The organism is Streptomyces sp. NPDC008125, assembly GCF_042957125.1.
Lineage (GTDB): Bacteria > Actinomycetota > Actinomycetes > Streptomycetales > Streptomycetaceae > Streptomyces.
On sequence record NZ_JBIBHR010000019.1, the window covers coordinates 19,760 to 43,254 of the forward strand.

Consider the following 23,495-nt stretch of genomic DNA (forward strand, 5'->3'; position numbering starts at 1 on the left):
GCAGAACAGGTGGGGCGGAGCGGCGGGCGCGCCGGGCGCGTCAGCCGTGGAAGGGCAGGCCGGCGTCGGCCGTGAGTTCCAGGTCTTCGGTGTCGCGCGGGGGCAGCAGGGTGGCGCTGCCGTCGGTGACGGGGACGACCCCGAGCTCGAGGAGTTCGGCCATGGCGGCGCTGCCCGCCATGTCGCGGACCTGGAGCTGGTAGCGCGCGGTGGTGCGGTAGGTGCCGCCCGCGTCGTCGCCGGTGCGCTGGAGGAAACCGGAGTCGGTGAGGAAGGCGACGGCCTTGCCGATGATGCCGGTGGTCGATCCGGCGAGACGGCGGGCGTCCTTGGTCGCGCCGGTGGCGCTGCGGCGGGCGTAGACCCGCCAGCCGGCTTCGAGGCCGGGGGCGTCGCTGGTGGGGTCGGTGTTCTCGCCCTGCTCGGCGGCGCGTTCCTCCAGCCGCAGGCACGCCTGGCGGACGAAGGCGTCGACGCCGTTGACGGTGATGCGGCCGATGTAGGCGTCGTCGGCGAGGTCTTCGGGCCGGGGAAACGCCATGGCGGCGACGGCGAGGTGGGCGAGGCCGTGCAGGAACCGGTCGGCGGCGTCGGAGGAGGCGCGGCGGGCGTAGTCGCCCATCCGTACGGCGAAGACCGAGTCCTCGTCGGCGGTGACGGCCATCCCGGCCCGGGTGGAGACCTCCAGGACGACCAGGCCGAGGCCGGTGGCGACGGCGTCCGCGAGCCGCCCGAAGGCGGGTTCCTCGCGGTAGCGGCGGAGCAGGTCGGCGTACTCGGCGTCCCGGGCCGGCACCAGCTTGGGCTGGAGTCCGAAGGAGACCAGGCGTGCGGCGTCGGCGGCGTCGGCCGGGGTGACGGCCGCCTGCCCCGGGGCGGGAGCGGGCTCCGCCGCGGGGGGGACGGCGGGTTCGTCCCACGCGTCGGTGTGCTCGGCGCGGTGGTCGCTCACGGCTGGGGCTCCTCGGTGCGGAGTTGCTTCGGTACGAATACGGGTTCGGGTGCACCCGCGAGGGCGCGTGCGGGGGCGCGCGAGGCGCTCATGAGGCCTCCTTGCGGTCGGCGGCCATGCCCACCGCGTCGAGCAGGGCGGTCCCCACGACGAGGTCGGCGCCGCCGAACTCGGGGTCGTCGAGTTCGGCGCCGTCGTCCACGGCGAACAGCAGGCGCCGCTCCCCCTGGCGGTAGGCGGTGCCGACCGGCGGGCTCGCCGCGTGGACCGCCAGCAGGGCCACCAGGTAGGGCAGTTCGGGGTCGTCCTGGTGGATGGCGCGGGCCTCGGCCAGCAGTCCCGAGAGCCGGCGGGGGGCGTCGTACTCCAGGTCGAGCAGAGCCGTCGCCCGGGCGAGCTGGTCCTCGCTGAACCGGCTGTCGTCGGGGGTGGCGATCAGGTCGGGCTCGGGCATCTCGGCGCCGAGGTGCTCGCGCTCCACGGGTGGGGCCAGGAGCAGGTCGACGAGGTCGCCGACGCGTACGGAGGTGGGGGTGCGCAGTCCGGTGCCGCGGGCGAAGAAGGCGTCGGTGGCCCGAATGGACTGATCGACGGGGAGCGGCAGGATCGGCGCGAGGAGTTGCCCGTAGAGGTCGAGGCCGGTGCGCGAGGCCGGGGTGGCGAAGGCCTGCCGGTCCTGCTCGGCGCGGAAGAGGGGTCCCGCTTCGAGCAGCCGGGACTGGAGCTGGGTGTGGCGGCGGATGCAGTCCTTGACGATGTCGACGAGCTCCGCGGCGCGGCGCTTGTTCTCGGGTTCCTCGGCCTCGTCGCGCGCCTTGCGGATGTTGGTGAGGATCGCGTTCTCGTGGCGGTAGCGGTCGGCGACGTGGTCGAGCGCCTCGGCGATCATGTCGGGGACGGCGTTGAGCCAGTCGACGGCGCGGACGTTGCGGCGGGTCGCCTCCAGCGTGCGGCGGAGCGTCTCGGCGTACTGCACGGTGCGGTAGCGGGCCTGTTCGGCGGCGAGTTGCGCGTCGGCGAGGCGGCCGCGGCTGACCAGCACCTCCAGTTTGACCTCGGCGGCGATCTGGGCGCTGGTGACGTCGGTGTCCAGGGCGCCGACGAGGACGTTGACGGCCTCGTCGGTCGCGCGGAGGAAGACGGTGCCGCCGTGGCCGGGGACCTCCTCGACGAGCTTGAAGTCGTAGTCCCTGCGGACGTACACGCCGTCGGGTCCGAAGGTGCCGTAGACCGCGCGGAAGCCGCGGTCGACGCTGCCGACGTTGATGAGGTTGTCCAGCACCCAGCGGGCGACCCGCTCGTGCTCGGCGGAGGGGCGGTCGGGTGCCTGGGCGTGGACCCGGGGCAGCAGCCTGGTCACTATCTGTTCGTGGTCGGCGCCGGTGTCGAAGTCCATGTTGAGGGTGACCACGTCGATCGCGGCGAGGGCGACCTCGGCCATCGAGTAGACGGTGTACTCACCGGCGAGGTTCGCCTTGCGCACGTCGAGATCGTGCAGCGGCGCGGTGCAGGCGAGCGCGCGGAGCCGCCGCGCGAGCCCCTCGTCGGCGGCCGGGCCGGGTGCGGGCCGCGGGCCCGCGCTGAGCTGGGGCGCGGCGTTGTCCGTGTCGGCAGGCGAAGTCACGCGTCACAGATTAGGTCCTCACCCGGACAACGGTCGAAACGGCGCAGATCCGACCGCCCCGCCCGGACCGCGTCCCCCCTCGTGGGAGGGCTCCGGCGGGCATCCGTCGACAGCCCGGGGCGCCGTTCACCGGCGGTCGCGGACCCGGCCGCCGGCCCCTCGGGACCCGGCCGGAGCCGGTCACGGGCTGTCCCGGTCCGGCTCCCCGCCCACGCACGGTGAGCAGGGGCTCCGCGAGCAGGGGCGGGTCCTGGTCCACCGGGGCGGTACCGGCCGTACGGCGGTCGGCGCGGCGAGCACCGTACGGCGTCGGCGCCCCGGGGGTGTCACGGCCCCCGGGGGCGGTTCGCGCGGACCGGCCGGGTCAGACCCCGGTGGCCTCGGGTTCGATGCGGCTGCGCACCGCGGTCTGCACCTCGGCCTCCTCGGCGGGGTCGGCGGCGAGCCGCCGCAGCCGCTCGGCGACGCGTACGTCCCCGGTCTCCGCGTGCAGGGCGGCGATCTCGCGGGTCGTCTCCTCGCAGTCCCACAGGCACTCGACGGCGAAGCCGGTCGCGAAGGACGGGTCGGTCGCGGCGAGCGCGCGGGCGGCGCGCCCCCTCAGGTGCGAGGAGGGGGTCTCCCGGTAGACGTGGCGCAGGACGGGGGCGGCGCAGGCGATACCGAGGCGGCCCGCTCCGTCCACCAGCGGTCCGAGCCGCAGGGTGTCGGGCCGGCCCGCGCGCACGGCCTCGCGCAGCGCGCCGAGGACGAGGGGGGCGTCGGCGGGGGTGCCGCGGCGGGCGAGGGTGCCGGCGGCCGAGGCGCCCAGCGCGTCGGGCCGGTGCGCCCAGCGGCGGGCCCGCTCGACGGCGGCGTCGCCGGGCATCCGTTCGAAGGCGGCGACGGCGGCCTCGGCGACCGTGCGCGACGGGTCGGCGGCCGCGGCGTCGATCAGGTCGAGCACGGCGGAATCCTGGGCCTCGGCGAGGTAGTGCAGGGCGGCGCAGCGGGCGCCCTCGGGACCGCTGCGGGCCGCTGCCACGATCGCGGGCCGGTCCTCGGCGCCCGCGACGGCGGCGAGGCAGCGGGCGGCGGGCACGTGCAGGGCCTTGCCGCGTTCCAGGGCCTGCTGGGCCCAGTCCAGGACGGCCTGGACGCTCCATCCGGGGCGGGGGCCGCCGGGTGACATCTGCCGTTGCCAGCGGTCGAAGGAGCCTCGCTCGGTGGCGGTGCGGATGCGGGCGCCGACGGCGGCGCGCGGGTCGTCGGCCCAGAGTCGCCAGGGGCGCGGTTCGAACGCGTCGCGTACGGCGGCGGCGAGCTCGGCGGCGCCTTCGGGGGTGTCGGCGAACCGGGCGAGGACGGGCAGCGCGAGGGAGCGCAGGCCTGCGTCGTCGTCGCGCAGGGCAAGCTCGTCGAGCGCCCAGGCCCAGTTGGCGCCGGTGGCGGCGTACGTCCGCAGCAGCGCCAGGGCGTCGCCGCGTCCGTACGAGGCGAGGTGGCCGAGGACCGCGAGGGCCAGGCCGGTACGCGAGTCGTCGGTGTCGAGGTGGTCCTCGGGATGGGCGAGGTGGCGCTCGATCTCCTCCAGACCGCCGTCGAGGTCGATGTAGAGCCGGGCGTAGTACAGGGAGCGGTTCTCGACCTGCCAGTCGTGGCGGGGATCGCTCAGAACGCAGTGGTTGAGTGCCGCGAGCGCCTCGGTACGGGGTGCGGCGAGCGCGTGGAGCGTGCCGTCGCCGCGGCCCCTCTGCAGCAGGCCGAGCAGGGTGCCGCTCGGCGCTATGAATGGATCGAACATGGAGAAAGCCTCACATCAAGCTGTCGACGCAACCGGGACTGTGCAGTTCCTGGGTGGTGTCCGAAGGATCAGGGCCGGGAAGGGCACGGCCCGTGCCGTGGTCCGGGGAACACCGCCTGGTGCCGGAGCACCGGGGCGTGTGCCGAAAGTAGCGCCGTCCGCCCGGAGGGCGGGTCCTGCGGGGTCCGGTGCGTGCGGTCCCGACAACGCGGCGAGCGTGCGTGCCGGGTGTCGCAGGACGGGCGGGACTTTCGGCACACGGCCTAAACCGCGCAGCGACATGATCGGCCGACCGTCGTCTTCTGCCTGGTGTAGAGCATCTTCCTCTGCCTCTCGTCGGTGGTCCGGAGCGGACCCGCGACGTCATGATGACCCAGCCATTTCGCCACCGCGACCACATTTCCGACGGACCGGTCGCCGTGGGTCGCGCCGCCCGTGCGGGCGGCCGTCTCAGCGGGCACCGAAGAGTTCCAGCAGGTCGGCCTTGCCGAACATGCGCGCGGTGTCCACCGCGGAGGGGGTTCCTCCGGCCGGATCGGCGCCCGCGGCGAGCAGCGCCTCGATGACGGCGCCCTCGCCCTTGAACACGGCTCCGGCGAGCGGGGTCTGGCCCCGGTCGTTGGCGCGGTCGGGGTCGGCGCCCCGGGCGACGAGGGCGGTGACGGCAGGCGCGTGGCCGTGGTAGGCGGCGAGCATGAGCAGCGAGTCGCCCCGGTCGTTGGTGAGGTCGGCGGGCACGCCCGCGTCCACGTAGGCGGCGAGGGTGTCCGTCTCGCCGCGGCGAGCGAGGTCGAAGACCTTCGTGGCCAGCTCGACCACCTCGGGGTCGGGGGTTTCGCTCATCGGTCGGACCGCCTTCCTTGACCGCTGTCGTTGCCGTTGTCGTCGCCGCTGCCCGGCCGGGGCGTACGGCCGTGGGCCGCGCGGGTAAACCGACAGGGTACTGCCCCGCAACCGCGCGGGTCCGGGACATCTGGAGGGCCGGGACCGGGGGCGCGGTGGGGCGGGGGCTCCGGCACGTGGCCCTCGGCCCCGGTGCGGTCTTCCTCACATCCGGGGCGGCCTCCGGCGCACCCGGCGTACGGCCGAGTGGCCACCTTTCCTGGACCGGTCGGGTGAAAACACCATCTCCTCACCCGAATGCATCTTTTATCGTATAGATACACCGGGTGAGCCTGGAAGGACTCATGGTGACCGTCCCTCATCACCCAGGAGAACCGCTCATGATCCTTTCCATCTCGGGCGTCGTACTGCTCGGCATCATCGTCTTCCTGTTCTTCAAGAAGGACGGGCTGAAGGCGTCCCACGCACTGATCTGCGCCCTGTTCGGCTTCTACCTCGCCGGCACCGCCATCGCGCCCAGCATCACGGCGGGCGGGGCGAGCCTCGCCGGACTGCTGGGCGGGATCAAGTTCTGACCCTCCAACCGAACCCCCACCCCCGCCCAGGAGACAGACGTGGCCCGGCGACCCCTTCCCCGCATTCTGAGCAGCGGCGGCGCTTCGATCACTCGCGGTCGCGAGCTCGCGCGCACGGCCGCCGACAGCGCCACCGACGTACTCCACCCGCTGATCACGATCACCCGTGGTCTGCGGCTGCTGGCCGTCGCGGGACGGCAGAGATGGGCCGCGACGCCCAAGGACCGGCGCGGTTCCAAGCTGTTCCTCGTCGCGGCCTGCCTGACCGCGGTGGCGCTCGTCCCGCACGGGCCGGTGCTGGCCCTGATCGCGGTGATGGGCGCCGCCGCGTGGAAGGGCCGTGACCGCACCTCCGCGAAGACCGGCCCGGGCGAAGCGGAGGAGACCCGGCTGCGCACCCTGTACGAGGCGCTGGTCCCGTACTTCTCGGTGGCGGACGACCCCGCACCGCTCTTCGCCCACGGCGGTGACTGGGAGCAGTCCTTCGGCGACTACGCCTTCGACGGCGACGGCCGGCTCGTCCGGCTCCGGGTCACCTACCCGGCCTGGTTCACCGACGGCGAGCGCGAGGCCCGGACCCGGATCGAACAGGTGGTGCACGCCAAGTCCGGGCGGGGCCGCGAGTACCACTTCGTGTGGGACGAGGAGGCCAACCAGCTCACCATGGCCGTGCTCGACCCGCTCCCGGCCACGATCGGCGCCCAGCGGTTCGTCACCGCCCCCGGCGAGACCGTCCTCGGCTTCACCGACCCGGGCTCGGTCGGGCGCACGGTGCCGGTCCAGGACGGTGACGCGCACCACGACGCCTCCCCCGTCGTATGGCGGACGGGCCCCCGCTCCGGGGAACCGCATCTGCTCGCCGTCGGAACGCCGGGCAGCGGGACGACGACGCTGCTGCGCTCCATCGCGCTGCAGGCGCTCCGGGACGGCGACGTGCTGGTCGTCGACGGCGGCGGCACCGGCGAGTACGGCTTCCTGGCCGGGCGCGAGGGCGTCCTCGCCGTCGAGAGCGGCCTGGCGGGCGCGCTGGCGACGCTCGAATGGGCGGCGCACGAGACGGAACGGCGGCTCATCGACGCCAACCGCGAACGCCAGGCCGGACGCCCCGCCTCCGAGACCACCGGGCGGCCCCTCTGGATCCTGCTGGACCGCCCGTCCGTCCTCGGACACCTGGCGGCGGCGGACGGGCGGCCCGACCCGCAGGACCTCCTCCAGGTGCCGCTGCGGCACGGCCGGGCGGCCGGGGTCACCGTGGTGCTCGCCGACCAGTTCGACGCCGTGGACGGCCTCTCGGACGCCGTACTGGCCCACACCCGGGCCCGTGCCGTCCTCGGCGCCGCCTCGCGCGAGCAGGTGGCCGCCGTCCTCGGCGCCGGACCGCACACCACGCCCGTGCCCGGGGTGCCCGCCGGACGCGGCTACGCCCGGCTGGGGGCGGGCGAGGTGCTGAGGCTCCAGGTCCCGGCCACTCCCGACCCGTACGACGAGGCCGCCTGCGAGGCGGACCGCACGGCCGTGCTCGCGCTGCTCCCGGAGCGCACCGCCGGGGAGGGCGCCGCCGAGGCACCCGGGGCTACGGCGGACGACCCCTTCGGGAAGCGGGACGCGTTCCGCGCGCCGCAGCCGGCGGTCGCGGAGGGCTGACCCGAGCACGACCGGCGACGTGAAGGGCGGGCGCGGACCAGGAAGTCCGTGCCCGCCCTTCACGTGCTCAGGCCACGAAGGTCCGCGGTGCGTCGGCGCCCGCCCCCGCGCCGGCCCGGACCAGCGCCGCCGCCGCGGCCAGCCGCGCCGCCGCCTCGTCCGCCACCGGCCCGCCCACCGTGAACGGCAGCCGGACGTACCCCTCGAACGCACCGTCCACCCCGAAGCGCGGCCCGGACGGCACCCGCACGCCGACCCGCTCGCCCGCCACCGCCAGGCGCGACCCGGAGAGGCCGCCGGTACGCACCCAGAGGGTCAGGCCCCCGCGCGGCACCTGGAACTCCCAGTCGGGCAGCTCCCGGCGCACCGCGGCGACCAGGGCGTCGCGGTTGCCGCGGGCCTGTTCGCGCCGGAGTCCGACCGCGTCGGCCCAGCCGCCGGTGCGCAGCAGCCAGTTGATGGCGAGCTGTTCCAGGACGGGTGTCCCCATGTCCGCGTAGGCGCGTGCGGAGACCAGGCTGCGGATGGTGTCGGGCGCCGCCCTGACCCAGCCGATCCGCATGCCGGCCCAGAACGCCTTGCTGGCCGATCCCACGGTGATCACCGTGCTGCCGGCCGGGTCGAACGCGCAGACCCTGCGGGGCATCTCCACGTCTTCGTCGAGGGCCAGTTCGTGCATCGTCTCGTCGACGACCAGGACCGTGCCGGCCGAGCGCGCCGCCTCCACCAGGCCGCGCCGCTGCTGCTCGTCGGCGAGGGCGCCGGTGGGGTTGTGGAAGTCGGCCACGACGTAGGCGAGGCGGGGGGCGGCGTCGCGCAGGACCTGGCGCCAGCGGTTCATGTCCCAGCCGCCGAGCCCGTCCCGCATGGCGACGGGCACCAGCCGGGCGCCCGTCTCCCGCATCAGCTGGAGGATGTTGGCGTAGCTCGGCGACTCGACGGCGATGCGTTCGCCGCGCCCGGCGAAGAGATGGCAGATGGCGTCGATGGCACCCATCGCGCCGGTGGTCACCATGATCTGCTCCGGCATGGTGGGGATGCCGCTGTCGGTGTAGCGGTCCGCGATCATCCGGCGCAGGGCGGGCAGCCCGGCGGGGTAGTCGCCGTGCGTGTGGGCATACGGCGGAAGCTCTTCCAGGGCCCCTTGGACGGCCCTGGTCAGCCAGGGCTCCGGGGCCGGCAGCGAGGCGCAGCCCAGGTCGATCATCGCGCCGAGCGCCTCGGGAGGCAGCGGTTCCAGGCCCCGGGCCGGCAGCGGGTTGCCCGCGGGGACGGCGGTCCAGCTGCCGGCGCCGCGCCGTGACTCCAGGAAGCCCTCGGCGCGCAGCGCCTCGTAGGCCGCGGCGACGGTGGTGCGGCTGACGGCCAGGGCCAGGGCGAGCTCGCGTTCGGCAGGCAGGCGCGCGGCGACGGGTACCCGGCCCTCCAGCACCAGCAGCCGCACCCCGGCCGCGAGAGCGCGGTAGGCGGGCGGTTTCCGGGTTCCGGGGAGGCTGCGGCGCGAGAGCGGGGCCTGGAGCTGCCGCGCGAGCTGGGCGGCCCCAACAGTCGAAGTCCACTGAGCCATGAAATCAGTCCACCTTCCTCGGATTGGCCATGGCTGGCGGCCAATCTCCCGCCACAGAGTGACATGAGTCAGTCCACCATCATCACAGCAGGGGGTACCCCGTGTCCGCCACCGCCGTCCCGCACCACTCCTCTCTCCTCCGTCGGCTGGTGCGGCTCTACGCGGGCCTGGTCCTCTACGGCGTGAGTTCGGCGCTGCTGGTCGTCGCCGGGCTGGGGCTGGAGCCCTGGGGCGTGTTGCACCAGGGGATCTCGGAGTTCACCGGCATCGCCATCGGGACGGTGTCGATCGGGGTCGGCGCGATCGTGCTGCTGCTGTGGATTCCGCTGCGGCAGCGCCCGGGACTGGGCACCGTCTCGAACGTCTTCGTGCTGGGCCTGACGATGGACGCCACCCTGGCCGTCGTCCCCGAGGCGCACGGGTGGGTGGTCCGTACCGCGGTGATGGTGCTCGGAGTCGTACTCAACGGAATGGCGACCGGCCTCTACATCACGGCCCGGTTCGGCCCCGGGCCGCGCGACGGACTGATGACCGGTCTGCACCGGGTGACCGGCCGGTCGGTGCGCCTGGCGCGCACGTCGATCGAGGTGGCGGTCGTGGTGGCCGGGTACGCGCTCGGGGGCTCGCTCGGGATCGGGACGGTCGTGTACGCGCTGGCGATCGGGCCGCTCGCCCAGTTCTTCCTGCGCCTGTTCGCCGCCGGGTCCCCGGGAGCGACCGGGGCCGTTGCCGGGCGGTCACCGGAGGCGGCGATACTTCCGCAGTGACCTCAGGACGCCACCCGTACCTCGACCATCCGTCGGCGATCCCGTTCGCCCACCGCGGCGGCGCGGCCGGCGGGCTGGAGAACACCGCCGCCGCCTTCCGCCGGGCGGCGGCGGAGGGATACCGCTATTTCGAGACCGATGTGCACACCACGGCGGACGGCCGGCTCGTCGCCTTCCACGACGCGACCCTGGACCGGGTCACCGACGCCGGCGGCCGGATAGCGGACCTGCCGTGGAGCGAGGTCCGGCGGGCCCGGGTGGACGGGCGCGAGCCCCTGCCGCTCTTCGAGGACCTGCTGGAGGAGTTCCCCGGGGCCCGCTGGAACGTCGACGTGAAGGCGGAGTCCTCGCTCGCGCCCCTCCTCGCGCTGATCCGCCGGACAAACGCCTGGGACCGGGTGTGCGTCGGCTCGTTCTCGGAGGCCCGGGTGGCCCGCGCGCAGCGGCTCGGCGGCCCCCGCCTGGCCACGTCGTACGGCGTGCGGGGCGTACTGGCCCTGCGGCTGCGGTCGCTGGGGATCCGGGCGCCGCTGCGCCGGGGCGCGGTGTGCGCGCAGGTACCGGTGAGTCAGAGCGGCATCAGGGTCGTCGACCGCCGTTTCGTCCGTACCGCGCACGCGCTGGGCCTCCAGGTCCATGTCTGGACGATCGACGAGGCGGCCGAGATGACCGCCCTTCTCGACCTGGGCGTGGATGGCATCATGACCGATCACATCGGAACGCTGCGTACGGTGCTGAGCGAGCGTGGGACCTGGTCCTGACGCGGGTCCGGCCGGACACGAACGGAACAGACCGAGCAGGGGGCGCGGGTTGAGCACCGGAACAACAGGAACGGCGGAGCCGACGGAACCGGCCGGGCGACCGGCGGACGCGGCGGAGGCCGTCGCCCGCAGGCGGGAGCAACGGGGCTGGTACTTCTACGACTTCGCGTGTTCGGTCTACTCCACGAGCGTGGTCACCGTCTTCCTCGGGCCCTATCTGACCTCGGTGGCGAAGGCGGCCTCCGACTCGCGGGGGTTCGTGCACCCCCTCGGCATACCCGTGCGGGCCGGGTCGCTCTTCGCGTACGCGGTCTCCGCGTCGGTGGTCCTCGCGGTCGTGCTCATGCCGATCGTGGGCGCGGCAGCGGACCGTTCGGGCCGCAAGAAGCCGCTGCTCGCGGCAGCCGCTTACACGGGTGCGGCGGCCACGACCGGCATGTTCTTCCTGGACGGCCACCGGTACCTGCTCGGCACCCTCCTGCTGATCGTGGCCAACGCGGCGATCTCGGTGTCGATGGTGCTGTACAACTCCTACCTGCCGCAGATCGCGGGACCCGACGAGCGGGACGCGGTCTCCTCGCGGGGCTGGGCGTTCGGCTACACCTCGGGCGCGTTCGTCCTCGTGCTCAACCTGGTCCTCTACTCCGGGCACGACTCCTTCGGCCTGACCGAGTCGGAGTCGGTGCGCGTCTGCCTGGCCTCCGCCGGCCTGTGGTGGGGCGCCTTCACGGTGGTGCCGCTGCGCCGGCTGCGCGACCGCCGGACGGCGCCGGGCGGCGAGGGGGCCGTCGGCTCCGGCTGGCGGCAGTTGCTCGCCACCCTGCGCGACATGCGGCGCCACCCGCTGACACTCGCGTTCCTGCTGGCGTACCTCGTCTACAACGACGGGGTGCAGACCGTCATCTCCCAGGCGTCGGTGTTCGGCTCCGAGGAACTCGGCCTGGAGCAGACGACGCTGATCACCGCCGTCCTGCTGGTGCAGATCCTGGCGGTGGCGGGCGCGCTCTGGATGGGGCGGCTCGCCCGGGTGTACGGCGCGCAGCGCACGATCCTGGCGTCGCTGGTGGTCTGGACGCTGATCCTGGTCGCCGCCTGGTTCCTGCCGTCCGGGGCGCCGGTCCACTTCTACGTCCTGGCGGCGGCGATCGGTCTCGTCCTCGGCGGCAGCCAGGCCCTCTCCCGCTCTCTTTTCTCGCATCTGGTCCCGCGCGGCAAGGAAGCCGAGTATTTTTCCGCGTACGAGATGAGCGACCGCGGACTCAGCTGGCTGGGCCCGCTGGTGTTCGGCCTGGCGTACCAGCTGACCGGCAGCTATCGGCAGGCGATCATCTCGTTGGTGGTGTTCTTCGTCATCGGTTCGGTGCTGCTCGCCAGGGTGCCGGTACGGGCCGCCGTGGCCGCCGCGGGCAATCCCGTACCGGAACGGATTTAGACGTTGAAGTAAAAGGGCGGTAGTGTACGCCTTTGGCCTGCCCGGAAAGACCGTTACTGCGCGTGGATGACGTCAAACTGTTGGGTGACACATCCGTTCAAAAGTGACAAACCGGGCAGCGGTGGGTATTCAACCCTGATACAGCAGCGGCAAGACGGGCGACGCATGTCCGGCAACGGGAATCTTTACCGCCGAGCGGACGTTGACCGGATGACGACGACAGCGACACCTGTCCTGTGGGCGACAAGCCCGGGAGGCACGATTCATGAGTGAGCGAGCTCTCCGCGGCACGCGACTCGTGGTTACCAGCTACGAGACGGACCGCGGCATCGATCTGGCCCCGCGCCAGGCGGTGGAGTACGCATGCCAGAACGGGCATCGATTTGAGATGCCCTTCTCGGTAGAGGCGGAAATTCCGCCGGAGTGGGAGTGCAAGGCGTGTGGCGCCATGGCACTCCTGGTGGACGGGGATGGCCCCGAGGAGAAGAAGGGCAAGCCTGCGCGCACGCACTGGGACATGCTCATGGAGCGGCGCACCCGCGAGGAGCTGGAGGAGGTGCTGGCCGAGAGGCTGGCGGTCCTGCGCTCCGGTGCCATGAACATCGCCGTGCATCCGCGGGACAGCAGGAAGTCCGCCTGATCCGCGCATGCACCGAACGGACGGTCGCACCGCATGCGACCACGACAGCCGCGGGCCGTGACACACCTTCTGTGTCACGGCCCGCGGCTTTGTGCGTCCCGGTGTTCCCCTACGCCCCTCGGGGGTTCCGTACGTTCCCCGGGACCGGCGCGTTCCCGCCTACGCCCCTCAGGGGGTCAGCGGGGGACGGGGGCCCTGGGGTCCGTCGTCGCCGCGCGGGGGCGGCTGCGTGCCGTCCTCGCGGATGACCTCGCCCTGGACCACCTTGCCGTCCGGGCGGTGCATACGGGCCTGCTGGAACGCGCCGGAGAGGCCTCCCGGGGCGGCGGCGGTCATCCGGCGCTCCAGGGCCCGCTCGGTGACTCCGCCGAGGGCCTTGCGGACGGGCGGCACCAGGAGCAGGAGACCGGCCAGGTCCGAGAGCATGCCGGGGATCATCAGCAGGATCCCGCCCAGCATGAGGAAGCCGTTGCCCCGGGCGGCCGGCTGCGGTTCCGGCGGCTCCGTCCCGCCGCCGGGCTGCCCCGGCGCCTGCCGGAGGGTCTCGGTGAGGTTCGAGAAGGCGCGGCGCCCGGCCTTCTTGACCACGGCCGCGCCGCACACGAAGCCCGCCACCAGGAGCAGCAGAACGGTGAACCCGCCGGCCGCGTCGGCCACCAGGATCAACAGCCAGATCTCCAGCACCAGCCAGGCGGCGATGGCCGGCGGCAGAAATCTGCGGACGCGCGAGCGCCGGGGACGGTTCGGGGGCGGTGTGCCGGTCGTCATGCCCCCAGTGTGCCTGCACGGCGGTACGAGCGGCGCGGGCGGGGGGTCGGCCCCGGGACGCCCCAGGGATCTTGCACCTCGGTTCCACCCAGGTTCCGCCCTCGGTTCCGCGTCCCGGGGTAGGCGCGCGTCAGGAAGGGTCGGTGTCCGGGGCGGTGGCGGCCGGGGCTTCCGGGGCTTCCGGGGCGGCTTCGCCCCGGGTGGCGGCGCTCGGTGCGTCCTCGACCCGGGCGTCCTCAGTCCGGGCGTCCTCGGCCCGGGCGTCCGCGTCGGCGCCGACCGGGCGGCCGGGCTTGCGGCCCAGCACCTTGTCGGTGACCTTGCTGGTCCGGGCGGTGATGCCCCAGCCGGTGACCCGGAACAACGCCTCGACCAGGATGTCGCGGCTCATCTTGGAGTCGCCGACCTCCCGGTCCACGAAGGTGATCGGCACCTCCACCACGTGGAATCCGGCCTCCACCGCGCGGCGGGCCAGATCGACCTGGAAGCAGTACCCCTGGGAGGCGACCTCGTCCAGGCCGAGCCCCTCGAGGGTCCGGGTACGGAAGGCCCGGTAACCGCCGGTCACGTCGCGTACGTCCAGGCCGAGCGCGAGCCGCGAGTAGAGGCTGCCGCCGCGGGAGATGACCTCCCGGCTCTTGGGCCAGTTCACCACCCGGCCGCCCGGCACCCAGCGCGAGCCGAGGACGAGGTCGGCACCCTTGAGGGCGGTGAGCAGGCGGGGCAGTTCCTCGGGCTGGTGGGAGCCGTCCGCGTCCATCTCGACGAGGACGCCGTAGCCGTGCTCGGCGCCCCAGGCGAATCCGGCCAGATAGGCGGCGCCCAGCCCTTCCTTGCCCTTGCGGTGCAGCGCGTGCACGTGGGCGTCCTCGGCCGCGATCTCGTCGACGATCTTGCCGGTGCCGTCGGGGCTGTTGTCGTCGGCGACCAGGATGTCGGCCTCCGGGACCGCGGAGCGCACCCGGTCGACGATCGGCTTGATGTTCTCGGCCTCGTTGTAGGTCGGGATGATCACCAGGACTCTGCCGAGCGGGTCGTACCGCCGCTGACCGCCGTCGTTCACTAACTGCCCCTTAAAGGTCCGTACGCAGGTGCACACCATATCGACCGTCCGGGTCCCGCCGTGCGCCCCGGGCGCACGGCGGCGCCCCGGCCGCGGGACAGACCAGTGGAAGTGAGGACAGATCAGCGCCGGACCGCGGTGGCTTTCCGGTGAACGTGGGGCGAACCCTCCGGCGGGGTCCCGGTCCCCACGCCGACGGCGGTCCTGCGGATCGGGGCCCGGCGCCCTTCGGGCCGACCTGGCGCCCGCTGGCTGCGGGTCGACCGAAAGCCGTTGTCTACTGGACGTCCGGGCCCCACCCGGGTCGCACCCGCCGACCGGCGAAACCTTCCCTCGCCCCCGAGGCGCGGGCGCTGAACCTGGCTGTCAGTGATGGTGGGCCGGTGCGGCTCACCACCCCGTGACCCAGCGGCGTTCGACGACTGCATGGAGGTTCGACCGGTGGACGTCCTGTGGTGGACCCGGCCGAACCTACCGGCCGGTGACCGCTTTCTGTCAACAACGGCCTGACCAGCGGTCTCGTCTCATATTGCCTGGTCAGCGGCGAAGATCCGCAGGTCGCGTGCGACCGCTCCCCCCATCGATCGGCGGTACGGAAGATCGTCTCATCACTCGTTCGGTCGTACGTAGACAGTCTGTCCGCCCACGACGGTGCTCAGGCAGACCGGGAGATGGGCCTCCGGAGAGAGATCGGGCAGGCCAGGGGTGCCGGAGCGAGGGTCGGTGGACCACCGGGCGACCCGGTCGTCGGGCGCCTGGACGACCAGTTCCGAGGTACGCCAGATCGCGTAGTCGGCCGGAGCTCCGGGCACCAGGATTCCCGCGTCGTCGCGGCCCGCGGCACGCCAGCCGCCCCGGGTGTGGGCGGTGAATCCGGCGCGTACGGAGATCCGGTGCTCCGGGTTCCGGTGGAAGGCGGCGGCCCGCACGGTGCCCCACGGGTCGAGCGGGGTGACCGGGCTGTCCGAGCCGAAGGCGAGCGGCACGCCCGCGCGCAGCAGGGCCGCGTAGGGGTTGAGCGTCGCGGCGCGCTCGGCGCCGAGGCGGCGGGCGTACATCCCGTCCTCGCCACCCCAGGCCGCGTCGAAGGCGGGCTGCACGGAGGCGGTGAGGCCGAGTTCCGCGAAGGCGGCGATCGTCTCCGGGGTGAGCATCTCCGCGTGCTCGACGCGGTGGCGCGCGGCCCGGACGCGGGCCAGGCCGACCCGCTCGGCGGCGGCGCGGATGCCGTCCACGACAGCGGTGATCGCGGCGTCGCCGATGGCGTGGAACCCGGCCTGGAGCCCCGCCTCGGTGCAGGCGGCGACGTGGGTGGCGATCCGGGCGGCGTCCAGATGGGCGGAGCCGGTGTGCGGGGCGTCTGCGTACGGCTCGTGCAGGCAGGCGGTGTGCGAGCCCAGCGAACCGTCCGCGAAGAGGTCGCCGGCCGCGCCGACGGCGCCGAGCTCGCGGACGCGCGCGGCCCCCTTCTCGTCCTCGACGTGCTCGGCCCAGAGCCCGAGGACCCGGGGGCCGGGCTCGGCGCCGGCCAGGGCCAGCAGGGAGGTGAAGTCGTCCTCGTCGGAGATGTCGGGGCCGCCGCACTCGTGGACCGTGCCGATGCCGAGCGAGGCGGCGTGGCGCAGGGCGGCGCGCTGGGCGTCGGCCCGCTGCCGCACGGTCACGGAGGCGTGCGCGGCGGCGCGTACCGCGTGGTGGGCGTCGCCGGTCAGCGGACCGTCGGCGCGGTAGCCGGACAGCGCCGTGACCCCCGGCACGCGGTCCAGGAGAGCCGTGGTGACGACCGCGGAGTGGACGTCGATGCGGGTCAGGTAGAGGGCCCTGCCGCCGGCCGCCTCGTCCAGCTCGCGGCGCGACGGGGGCTGCCGCCCGGGCCAGCGGGCGGCGTCCCAGCCGTGGCCGAGCAGGACCGCGTCGGCGGGCCGGCCGTCGGCGAAGGCGCGGACGAGGTCCAGCGCCTCGGAGAGGCCGCGGGCGCCCGACAGGTCGAGCCCGGTGAGCGCGAGACCGGTGGAGGTGGTGTGCACGTGGGCGTCGGTGAAGGCGGGGGTGACCAGGGCGCCTTCCAGGTCGACGACCTCGTCGGCCGCGCCCGCGAACGCGTCGGCCGCCCCCTCCGAGCCGACCCAGGCGACATGCCCCCGTTCGACGACCATCGCGGTGGCGAACGGGTCGGCGGGGCTGTGGACGTCTCCACCGCGCAGCAGCACGGTGCGGTGTTCGGGGGCGCTTCGACGGGCGGTGCTCTGGGTCATGGGACCAGTCTCCCGCGTCCCCTCGCGGCACCGGTCCGCGCCCCCTCCCGTGAACGGGCGCGCCGAAGGAGTCGGCGCGGGCCTGCGTGCGGCCGGCGCGGACCGGCCGGACGGGCGGGGCCGGGCCTCGCACGGGCGGAGCGCTCAGATGCGCGGGGGCCGCGCCTCGTACGGGGTGGACAGGACCACGGTGGTGCGGGTGGAGACCCCGGCCAGCGAACGGATGCGGGTGAGCAGGTGCTCCAGCTCCAGCGGCGTGGCGACCCGCACCTTGAGGATGTAGTTCTCGTCCCCGGCGACGCTGTGGCAGGCCTCCAGTTCGGGCACGCCGGTGAGCCGCTCGGCGATGTCGTCCGGGGCGCTGGGGTCGAACGGTTTGACCGAGATGAACGCGGTGAGGGGCAGGCCGACGGCCTCGGGGTCGACGACCGCGGCGTAGCCCCGGATCACCCCGCGCTGCTCCAGCCTGCGGACACGCTGATGAACGGCCGATGTGGACAGGCCCGTGGCCTTGCCCAGGTCGGTGTAGCTCATCCGCCCGTCCTTGACGAGCAACTCCACGATCTGACGGTCCAGCTCCTCCATGCGGTCAACCTATTGCCCAGGGTCCTGTCCGCAAAGTCCCGCGACACGCCCGCCGGGACCGGAGCGGGGTGCCCGGTGCGCACGGGTGCGGGGCGAAGGATCGTTCACGCGCCGGACATGTGCAGACATGTACGGCGAATCGATGCCCGGGCGCGCCAAGTTCCGCGGGCCGGACGTGACTTTGCGGACACGGCACCGGCCGCTCGGGGAGGGCGGTCCCGAGTAGGCCGGAAGGACCCTTGCGGACCCCGTGTGACCAAGGCCACATGTTTACCGCCTGTTGCCGCCCCCGCCGGTGGTTACAGCGGAGTCGCGGAGGGAAGTGCTTGCTGTGGTCGGGGCCACAGTGCCTCACCGGCCCACTGAGGGGGGACTTCCCATGCAGAGCCTGAAGCTCACCGGTCACAGCGAACCGGAGCCCGTCGATACGGACGAGGACAGAGTGTCCGACGCGTACGACACCTTTGAGATGTACCGGGTCTTCTGCCCGGACTGCGAGCAGCCGATCGCGCTCCTGGCCGACGAGGACGTGTTCCCCGAGCACGCACTCTGCCCGACCCCTTGGAACCCGTTCGTGCTCACCGTCTGCGCCGGCACGGGCCGCGACGCGGCCGAGGCCGAGCCCGCCGACGAGACGCTGGAGGTGCAGGAGCAGGAGACCGCGCTGCTGCTGACGCTCCCCCAGGGGCTCGACTGGCGCATGCAGCCGTTCTCGCACGCCGGGGGACCCGGCTCGCGCCCGATGCGCATGCCGCAGATGCGCCGCGCCGCCTGAGTCACCGAGCCCGCCGATCCCGTACCCGCGCACCGCGACGGCGCCGTCGGCGTGGTGCGGGTACCGGCCCCTGAACCGGCCCGAACACCCGCGCGCATCTTTCGTACGGTGACCCGGCGTCGCCCGGAACGTTGGTCCGGTATGACCATCCCGGACACCGCGGCGGGCCCCGGTCGTCGCCGTCTCGTCGCACCGCCATCCGAAGAATCGGTTACCCGGCCCACGGCACCGCTGCGCCCGGAGCCGGAACCCCGCGTCGCCGCGGGGCGCCCCGGCGTGGGCGCTCCCCCGGCGGGGACGCGTCGCGGGGTCCTACCGCCCGAAGCCAGGACCCCGCCCGCCGCTCCTCCCTCCGATCCCCCCATCTACGTCGCGCTGCTTCGCGACTGGGAGGGGTCCGGGCGCACCCTGCCGGGCGGTCACGACCAGGAGTGGAACCGGATCGTGACCACGCCGGTGTGGTCGGGACTGCCCCAGCGGATCAGTGCGATTCGGGGCCGGCGAGGTGGCGGGCGATGACCATCCGCTGGATCTGGTTGGTGCCCTCCACGATCTGGAGCACCTTGGCCTCCCGCATGAGTCGTTCGACGGGGAAGTCACGGGTGTAGCCGTAGCCGCCCAGTACCTGCACGGCGTCGATGGTGACGCGCATGGCCGCGTCCGTGCAGAACAGCTTCGCCATGGCGGCCTGCCGGGAGAAGGGCTGTCCGGCGTCGCGGAGCCGGGCGGCCTCCAGGTAGAGCGCCCGGCCGGCCTCGATCTGGGTGGCCATGTCGGCGAGCAGGAAGCGCAGCCCCTGGAAGTCCGCGATCGGACGCCCGAACTGCCGCCGGTCCGTGGCGTAGCCGACGGCCTCGTCCAGCGCGGCCTGGGCGACGCCGATCGCGCAGGCCGCGATGCCCAGGCGGCCGGAGTCGAGCGCGGAGAGCGCGATGGCGAAGCCCTGGCCCTCCTCACCGATCCGGCGGCCGTCCGGGACCCGTACGCCGTCGAAGTGCAGCTGGGCGGTGGGCGATCCCTTCATGCCCATCTTCCGCTCGGGGGCGGCTGCGTTCAGCCCCTCCGCGTCACCGGGAACCAGGAAGGCGGTGATGCCCCGGGGGCCGTCGACGCCGGTGCGGGCCAGCACCGTGCAGAAGTCGGCGATGCCGCCATGGGTGATCCACGCCTTGGTGCCGGTGAGGACCCAGTCGTCGCCGTCCTTCACCGCCCTGGTGTGCAGCGAGGCGGCGTCGGAGCCGGACGCGGGCTCGGAGAGGCAGTAGGCACCCAGGAGCCCGCCGGAGAGCATCGCGGGCAGGTGCGCCTTCTGCTGCTCCTCGGTACCGAACCCGGCGAGCCCGTGGCAGGCGAGCGAGTGGACGCTGACGCCGAGTCCCACCGTGAGCCGGGCGGCGGCCAGTTCCTCCAGGACCTGGAGGTAGACCTCGTAGGGCTGATCGCCGCCGCCGAAGCCGGAGTCGTACGGCAGGCCCAGCAGGCCCGATTCGGACAGGAGCGAGAAGAGCTCGCGCGGGAAATGGCCCGACTCCTCCTCGTCTGCCGCCCGGGGCGCGATCTCGTTGGCGACGATGTCGCGGACCAGCGTGAGCAGCTGCCGGGACTCCTCGGTGGGCAGACGGCGTTCCACCTGCTGCGGGGCTCGGTCGGGCATGACGGCGCTCTCCTCCCTGTCGGGCGTGACGGCGGACGGCCCGGGGTGGGTGGCCGCGTCGCCGAGTGGTCCGGGCGGGGCCCGGCACAAGCGGTGCGTGCCCAGCCGATCCTGCCCCTCCGGATCGCGGAAGATGCCGGTCAGCGGCTGTGGCGCGTCGAGTATGCCCGATCGGGGCGCCGCCGTCACGGGGTCGCGGGAGCCGTGATCATCCGTCAGGGGAGTTCGCCCGTCGGCCCGTGCGCGCCGCACCCGGCCCGGTGCGCGCGTCCCGGTCGGCCGTCCGGACGCGTCACATGAGTCCCGCCCGGGTGACGAGGAGGGCGAGGACGACGACGAGGGTCCAGCCGAGGACGTGTTCCAGGACCTTCGGTCCCCTCTCCCCCGGACCGCCGGTACGGGCGCGACGCGCGCGGCGGGAGAGGCGGAGGTGTTCGGCGGCTGCGGTGGTCGCGGTCATGGCATCTCGCTCGGTCGTACGGCAGTGGAGTGTCCCCCGACCGCACCACAGTGCCTGAGAGTCGGCGCCCGGCGGAAGGAGATCCCCGTCACCGTGCCCCACGCGCACCGGCCTCCGGGAACGGACGGACCAGCGGGCACAAGGGGCGGTGCGCCGAGGAGCACCCGGTGCGGGACGGTGGCTGTGCCCGACGCCACAGGCGGTGCGCGCGGTGGGCGCGGTCCGGGAAGAGCCGGCCGGGCGCCCGGGCGTCAGCCGGCGGGGGGAGCGTCGGCGCTGCCGGCCGGCGCTGCGTGCGCGGTGCCCTGCTCCGTCTGCCGCACCGTCTCCTGCGCGGCTTTGAGGGTGGCGAGTCCTCGGCTCAGGAGGGAGAAGGCGTGGTCGGCGTCCGCGAGAGCTACGGGACGCACGTCCCGCGCCGACCCGCCGTCCACGATCCGCTGCCAGTTCGCCATGGCCAGGATGCGCTGGGTGGCGACCAGCTGACCGGCCAGCAGCCGGGGCGTGACCTCCCGGGACTCCGCGCCGAGGGTTTCGGCGAGGGCGCGGGCCAGCTCCTCCTCGGCGCGGGCGAGGTACTGCGCGGAACGCGCCACGAGGCCGGGCGTGGAGTGGAGGAGGCGGTGGAAGGCGAGAACGGCCTCGTGGTCGCTGAGTCCCGTGACGGGGTCGCCGGCTTCCAGACCCTCCACGAAGTGCCGGTGCAGGGCGTCGAGCGGGCTCACTCCGGCCGGGCGGTTCCGCACCACCTCGGCCGCCTCGTCCTGGTGGTCGGCGAACCGCTGGACGACCAGGTCCTCCTTGGTGGGGAAGTACCGGAAGAGCGTCGGCTTGGAGACCTCGGCGGCGGCGGCGACGTCGGCGACGGAGACCTGGTCGAATCCGTGCTCCAGGAAGAGCGCGATCGCGACCTCGGAAATGGTCTCCCGCGTCCGCTGCTTCTTGCGCTCACGCAACCCCATAGACCCGTCCACCCGGCAAGTCTAAGGGCGGCCCTTGCCGAGGGGACCGGCCCGGTGCGTGTCCCGGTACGCGCCCCTGCACGGCGGTCCGGGCAGGGCGGCGGCGCTCCGCGGGAGCGTCCCCACCACGACCACCTGGTCCCCGGCGCTCCACACGCGCCGCTCGCCCTTGGGCGGATTGAGCCGGACACCGTGGTCCGTGCCGGGGGCGGACCGGTCGTGGCAGCGGTAGCCGATCGCGCAGTCGCCCCGGTCGCGGGCGGCTGCGACGACGGTGGCGAAGGTGGCCTCGGTGCCCGTACGGACGTAACTGCCGGCGGGGCGGAGCAGGACGTTCGCGCCGTCGCCGGAGAACAGTTCGTCGAACACCGGTGCCAGATGCCGGTTCTGGGTGATCTGGGCCATCAGCAGTCCGGTCAGTTTGCCGCTGACGATGACGTCGGAGCCGTGGTTGACGGGGGCCAGCGGGCGGTTGCGGTCGTCGGTGAGCTCGGTGACGACGCGCAGTTCCCGCCCGGCGCGCTCCTCCAGCAGGCGCAGGGCCAGCAGGGTGACCAGGGTCCAGTCGTCGGGTCGGTCGGGGCCCTCGTCCGGATCCGGTCCGAGGACGACCAGTCCGTCGTACGGGGTGAGGTCGAGTCCGAGCAGTGCCTCGGGCCGGGACAGTGCGGCGGAGCGGAACCGCACGGCCGCGCCCGCGGAGGTGCCGTTCGTGGACGCGGTCGCCGTGGGTGCTCCGCTCCCGGGCTCCCTCGGAGCGGGGACGGCGCTGTCGGTGATCACGTCCACGACGGAGCCGGGGCGGGCGGTGTCCCTCAGCTGGCCCACGACGAGTGGGGCGCGCCGGTTCCAGCCGAGCACGAGCAGGCGGGTCGGGTCGTCGGGCGGGGGGTCGTCCGTGGTGATCGCGGCGGGATCGACCAGGTGCCGGCAGTCCTCCACCCGTGTGCCGGCGTCGTCGAGGGCGAGCACGATCAGACGGCTGCCCGGCTCGACCGGGGTGCCGGCCGGCGGGTTGAGCAGCGTGCGGCCGTCGGGCGTGAGCAGACCGACCGCGCAGGAGTCCGGGTGGCCCAGCAGGGCCGTGCCGAAGGTGTCCCCGTGGAAGGCGGTCGCGTCGGCGAGGTGGAACTCGTCGCCGGCGAAGTCGAGGAGGTCTCGGAGTACGAGGGAGAGCCCCGGCCTGCCGACGCACTGGGCGATCAGACGGGCGGTGACGGTGTCGGTCTCCAGGACCGTGCCGCGCGGGCCGGCGGCCAGCCGCGCGGGGGCGCGGTACCGGTCGTCGCGCACCGCGGCGAGCACCGGCGGCCCGTCGGTGCCCTCGCCGAGTACGGCGCGCAGCGACAGCAGCACCCGGAGCACCTCGGCGTCCGCCGCCGCTTCCCCCGAGGGCAGCACCAGTACGGTGCTCGCGGTGTGCGGGCTGACGAGCGCGAGCACGTCGGGATCGCTCGCGGGGCCGCTGCGGCAGATGATCCGTCCGCGGGCGGACGGCGGGAGGTGGGCGGCGAGCGCGCGTTCCATCTCCGCCTTGTCCCGGTCGGCGAGCAGGACGACGGCCCGGGGCCGGTGCGGTGCCTGGGCCGCCACCAGCTCGCTCACCACGGTGGTCGCCTGGTCCGACCAGCCGAGTACGACGACGTGCCCGTGCTCCAGGACCCGCGACCGGCCCCTGCTCAGCTCCGCCATGCGGTCGGCGAGGCCGGTGGTGACCACCCCGACCAGGGTCGACACGCCGAGCAGGGCGACCAGCCCGAGCAGAGCCGAAAGGGCCAGCCGGAGCGGGGCGCCGTTGGCCGAGCCCAGGCGGAGCGTCTCCGCGCTGGTCCGCCACACCACGGTCAGCCGGTCCGCCAGCGTCCGGGGCGCGGCCGGGTCGGTCCACACCAGCACCGTGCTCACCGGGACCACGACGGCCAGGCAGATGAGGACCAGCCAGCCCATCAGGGTGCCGGTGGACCGTGCCAGCGTCCGGTCGAACCGGTAGCGCGCCCGGTCCCGCAGCGGCGCCGGTGGCCTCCCCTTGAGTGGTTCCACGGTCACTCCCCTCATGCCCATGCCCGCTCCCGCGCTGCCCGCGCCCGGCGCGGAGGTGACGGCACCACCCGCCCCTTCCGCACCGTGGTGCCTGCACTGTTGGGACACGCCGTATTCGGGGGTAGGTTCACCCTTTCGAGCGGGGCTCCCCGGGCCGGCGGGGCGGCGATCCGGTCCGCGGAGTCGTATCCGGGTCAGGTCCGGGGTCCTACGGCTCCGGCCTCCGGGGCCGGCGCGGGTTCTCGTACGGAGCAGGGGTCGCGCACGGATCCGGGACCGGTCCGCGGCGCGCGTACGGCGCAGGCCGTCCGGGGGCCCATCGGCTTCCGGTCCGCCCGGTCGCCC

At 73.9% G+C, this 23,495-nt stretch carries 20 protein-coding genes; 7 read left to right on the forward strand and 13 right to left on the reverse strand.

Annotated features, from left to right (window positions below; genetic code table 11):
• Positions 1 to 40: 40 nt before the first annotated feature.
• The 4 genes from ACFZAX_RS27690 to ACFZAX_RS27705 form a co-directional block, all read right to left on the reverse strand.
• The gene (locus tag ACFZAX_RS27690; RefSeq protein ID WP_390964998.1) at positions 41 to 952 is read right to left on the reverse strand and encodes a hypothetical protein; all 912 of its coding nucleotides are present in this window, start codon (positions 950 to 952) and stop codon (positions 41 to 43) included.
• Between the two features lie 88 nt (positions 953 to 1,040).
• Entirely contained in the window at positions 1,041 to 2,576 is a 1,536-nt protein-coding gene (locus tag ACFZAX_RS27695) for a hypothetical protein (RefSeq protein ID WP_390964999.1), read from the reverse strand.
• A 364-nt stretch (positions 2,577 to 2,940) separates the two neighbouring features.
• The gene (locus ACFZAX_RS27700; protein ID WP_390965000.1) at positions 2,941 to 4,359 is read right to left on the reverse strand and encodes a HEAT repeat domain-containing protein; all 1,419 of its coding nucleotides are present in this window, start codon (positions 4,357 to 4,359) and stop codon (positions 2,941 to 2,943) included.
• Between the two features lie 450 nt (positions 4,360 to 4,809).
• Positions 4,810 to 5,202: an ankyrin repeat domain-containing protein gene (locus ACFZAX_RS27705; protein WP_390965001.1), complete on the reverse strand. Its 393-nt coding sequence runs from the start codon at positions 5,200 to 5,202 to the stop codon at positions 4,810 to 4,812.
• 380 nt (positions 5,203 to 5,582) lie between these two features.
• On the opposite strand from ACFZAX_RS27705, the gene ACFZAX_RS27710 reads away from it, so the two are divergent.
• Both ACFZAX_RS27710 and ACFZAX_RS27715 read left to right on the forward strand, forming a co-directional pair.
• Positions 5,583 to 5,777, forward strand: coding sequence for a hypothetical protein (locus tag ACFZAX_RS27710; RefSeq protein ID WP_073722514.1), 195 nt, complete (start codon positions 5,583 to 5,585; stop codon positions 5,775 to 5,777).
• 39 nt (positions 5,778 to 5,816) lie between these two features.
• A complete protein-coding gene (locus ACFZAX_RS27715; RefSeq protein WP_390965002.1) occupies positions 5,817 to 7,421 on the forward strand; it encodes a hypothetical protein in 1,605 nt (534 codons plus the stop codon).
• A 67-nt stretch (positions 7,422 to 7,488) separates the two neighbouring features.
• On the opposite strand, the gene ACFZAX_RS27720 is transcribed toward ACFZAX_RS27715, so the two are convergent.
• Positions 7,489 to 8,988 carry an aminotransferase class I/II-fold pyridoxal phosphate-dependent enzyme gene (locus ACFZAX_RS27720; protein ID WP_390965003.1) on the reverse strand — a complete coding sequence of 500 codons (1,500 nt, stop codon included), beginning with the start codon at positions 8,986 to 8,988 and terminating at the stop codon, positions 7,489 to 7,491.
• 101 nt (positions 8,989 to 9,089) lie between these two features.
• Between ACFZAX_RS27720 and ACFZAX_RS27725 the strand changes: the two genes are divergently transcribed.
• The 4 genes from ACFZAX_RS27725 to ACFZAX_RS27740 all read left to right on the forward strand — a co-directional run bounded on the left by ACFZAX_RS27725 (position 9,090) and on the right by ACFZAX_RS27740 (position 12,588).
• Positions 9,090 to 9,755: a YitT family protein gene (locus ACFZAX_RS27725; protein ID WP_390965004.1), complete on the forward strand. Its 666-nt coding sequence runs from the start codon at positions 9,090 to 9,092 to the stop codon at positions 9,753 to 9,755.
• The gene (locus ACFZAX_RS27730; protein WP_390965005.1) at positions 9,752 to 10,516 is read left to right on the forward strand and encodes a glycerophosphodiester phosphodiesterase family protein; all 765 of its coding nucleotides are present in this window, start codon (positions 9,752 to 9,754) and stop codon (positions 10,514 to 10,516) included. The genes ACFZAX_RS27725 and ACFZAX_RS27730 overlap by 4 nt, the downstream gene beginning before the upstream one ends.
• Before the next feature lie 49 nt (positions 10,517 to 10,565).
• Positions 10,566 to 11,948, forward strand: a complete 1,383-nt coding sequence (locus tag ACFZAX_RS27735) for an MFS transporter (RefSeq protein WP_390965006.1) — start codon at positions 10,566 to 10,568, stop codon at positions 11,946 to 11,948.
• A 265-nt stretch (positions 11,949 to 12,213) separates the two neighbouring features.
• Positions 12,214 to 12,588: an RNA polymerase-binding protein RbpA gene (locus tag ACFZAX_RS27740; RefSeq protein WP_007262928.1), complete on the forward strand. Its 375-nt coding sequence runs from the start codon at positions 12,214 to 12,216 to the stop codon at positions 12,586 to 12,588.
• A gap of 168 nt (positions 12,589 to 12,756) precedes the next feature.
• Here ACFZAX_RS27740 and fxsA read toward each other — a convergent pair whose 3' ends face one another.
• From fxsA to ACFZAX_RS27760, 4 genes are all read right to left on the reverse strand, one after another.
• Positions 12,757 to 13,356 (reverse strand): FxsA family membrane protein, encoded by a 600-nt coding sequence (gene fxsA, locus ACFZAX_RS27745; RefSeq protein WP_390965007.1) that lies wholly within the window; start codon positions 13,354 to 13,356, stop codon positions 12,757 to 12,759.
• Between the two features lie 130 nt (positions 13,357 to 13,486).
• Positions 13,487 to 14,419, reverse strand: coding sequence for a glycosyltransferase (locus ACFZAX_RS27750; protein ID WP_390965008.1), 933 nt, complete (start codon positions 14,417 to 14,419; stop codon positions 13,487 to 13,489).
• A gap of 608 nt (positions 14,420 to 15,027) precedes the next feature.
• Complete coding sequence (locus tag ACFZAX_RS27755; protein ID WP_390965009.1) at positions 15,028 to 16,674, reverse strand: amidohydrolase family protein; 1,647 nt, start codon at positions 16,672 to 16,674, stop codon at positions 15,028 to 15,030.
• Between the two features lie 144 nt (positions 16,675 to 16,818).
• The gene (locus ACFZAX_RS27760) at positions 16,819 to 17,259 is read right to left on the reverse strand and encodes an Lrp/AsnC family transcriptional regulator (protein WP_327174629.1); all 441 of its coding nucleotides are present in this window, start codon (positions 17,257 to 17,259) and stop codon (positions 16,819 to 16,821) included.
• 379 nt (positions 17,260 to 17,638) lie between these two features.
• Between ACFZAX_RS27760 and ACFZAX_RS27765 the strand changes: the two genes are divergently transcribed.
• A complete protein-coding gene (locus ACFZAX_RS27765; protein ID WP_390965010.1) occupies positions 17,639 to 18,034 on the forward strand; it encodes a hypothetical protein in 396 nt (131 codons plus the stop codon).
• Between the two features lie 481 nt (positions 18,035 to 18,515).
• On the opposite strand, the gene ACFZAX_RS27770 is transcribed toward ACFZAX_RS27765, so the two are convergent.
• From ACFZAX_RS27770 to ACFZAX_RS27785, 4 genes are all read right to left on the reverse strand, one after another.
• A complete protein-coding gene (locus ACFZAX_RS27770; RefSeq protein WP_390965011.1) occupies positions 18,516 to 19,688 on the reverse strand; it encodes an acyl-CoA dehydrogenase family protein in 1,173 nt (390 codons plus the stop codon).
• A 292-nt stretch (positions 19,689 to 19,980) separates the two neighbouring features.
• Positions 19,981 to 20,148: an SCO1431 family membrane protein gene (locus ACFZAX_RS27775; RefSeq protein ID WP_390965012.1), complete on the reverse strand. Its 168-nt coding sequence runs from the start codon at positions 20,146 to 20,148 to the stop codon at positions 19,981 to 19,983.
• 251 nt (positions 20,149 to 20,399) lie between these two features.
• Positions 20,400 to 21,122, reverse strand: a complete 723-nt coding sequence (locus ACFZAX_RS27780; RefSeq protein WP_390965013.1) for a TetR family transcriptional regulator — start codon at positions 21,120 to 21,122, stop codon at positions 20,400 to 20,402.
• A 9-nt stretch (positions 21,123 to 21,131) separates the two neighbouring features.
• Complete coding sequence (locus ACFZAX_RS27785; protein ID WP_390965014.1) at positions 21,132 to 23,150, reverse strand: NAD-binding lipoprotein; 2,019 nt, start codon at positions 23,148 to 23,150, stop codon at positions 21,132 to 21,134.
• Positions 23,151 to 23,495: the final 345 nt, after the last annotated feature.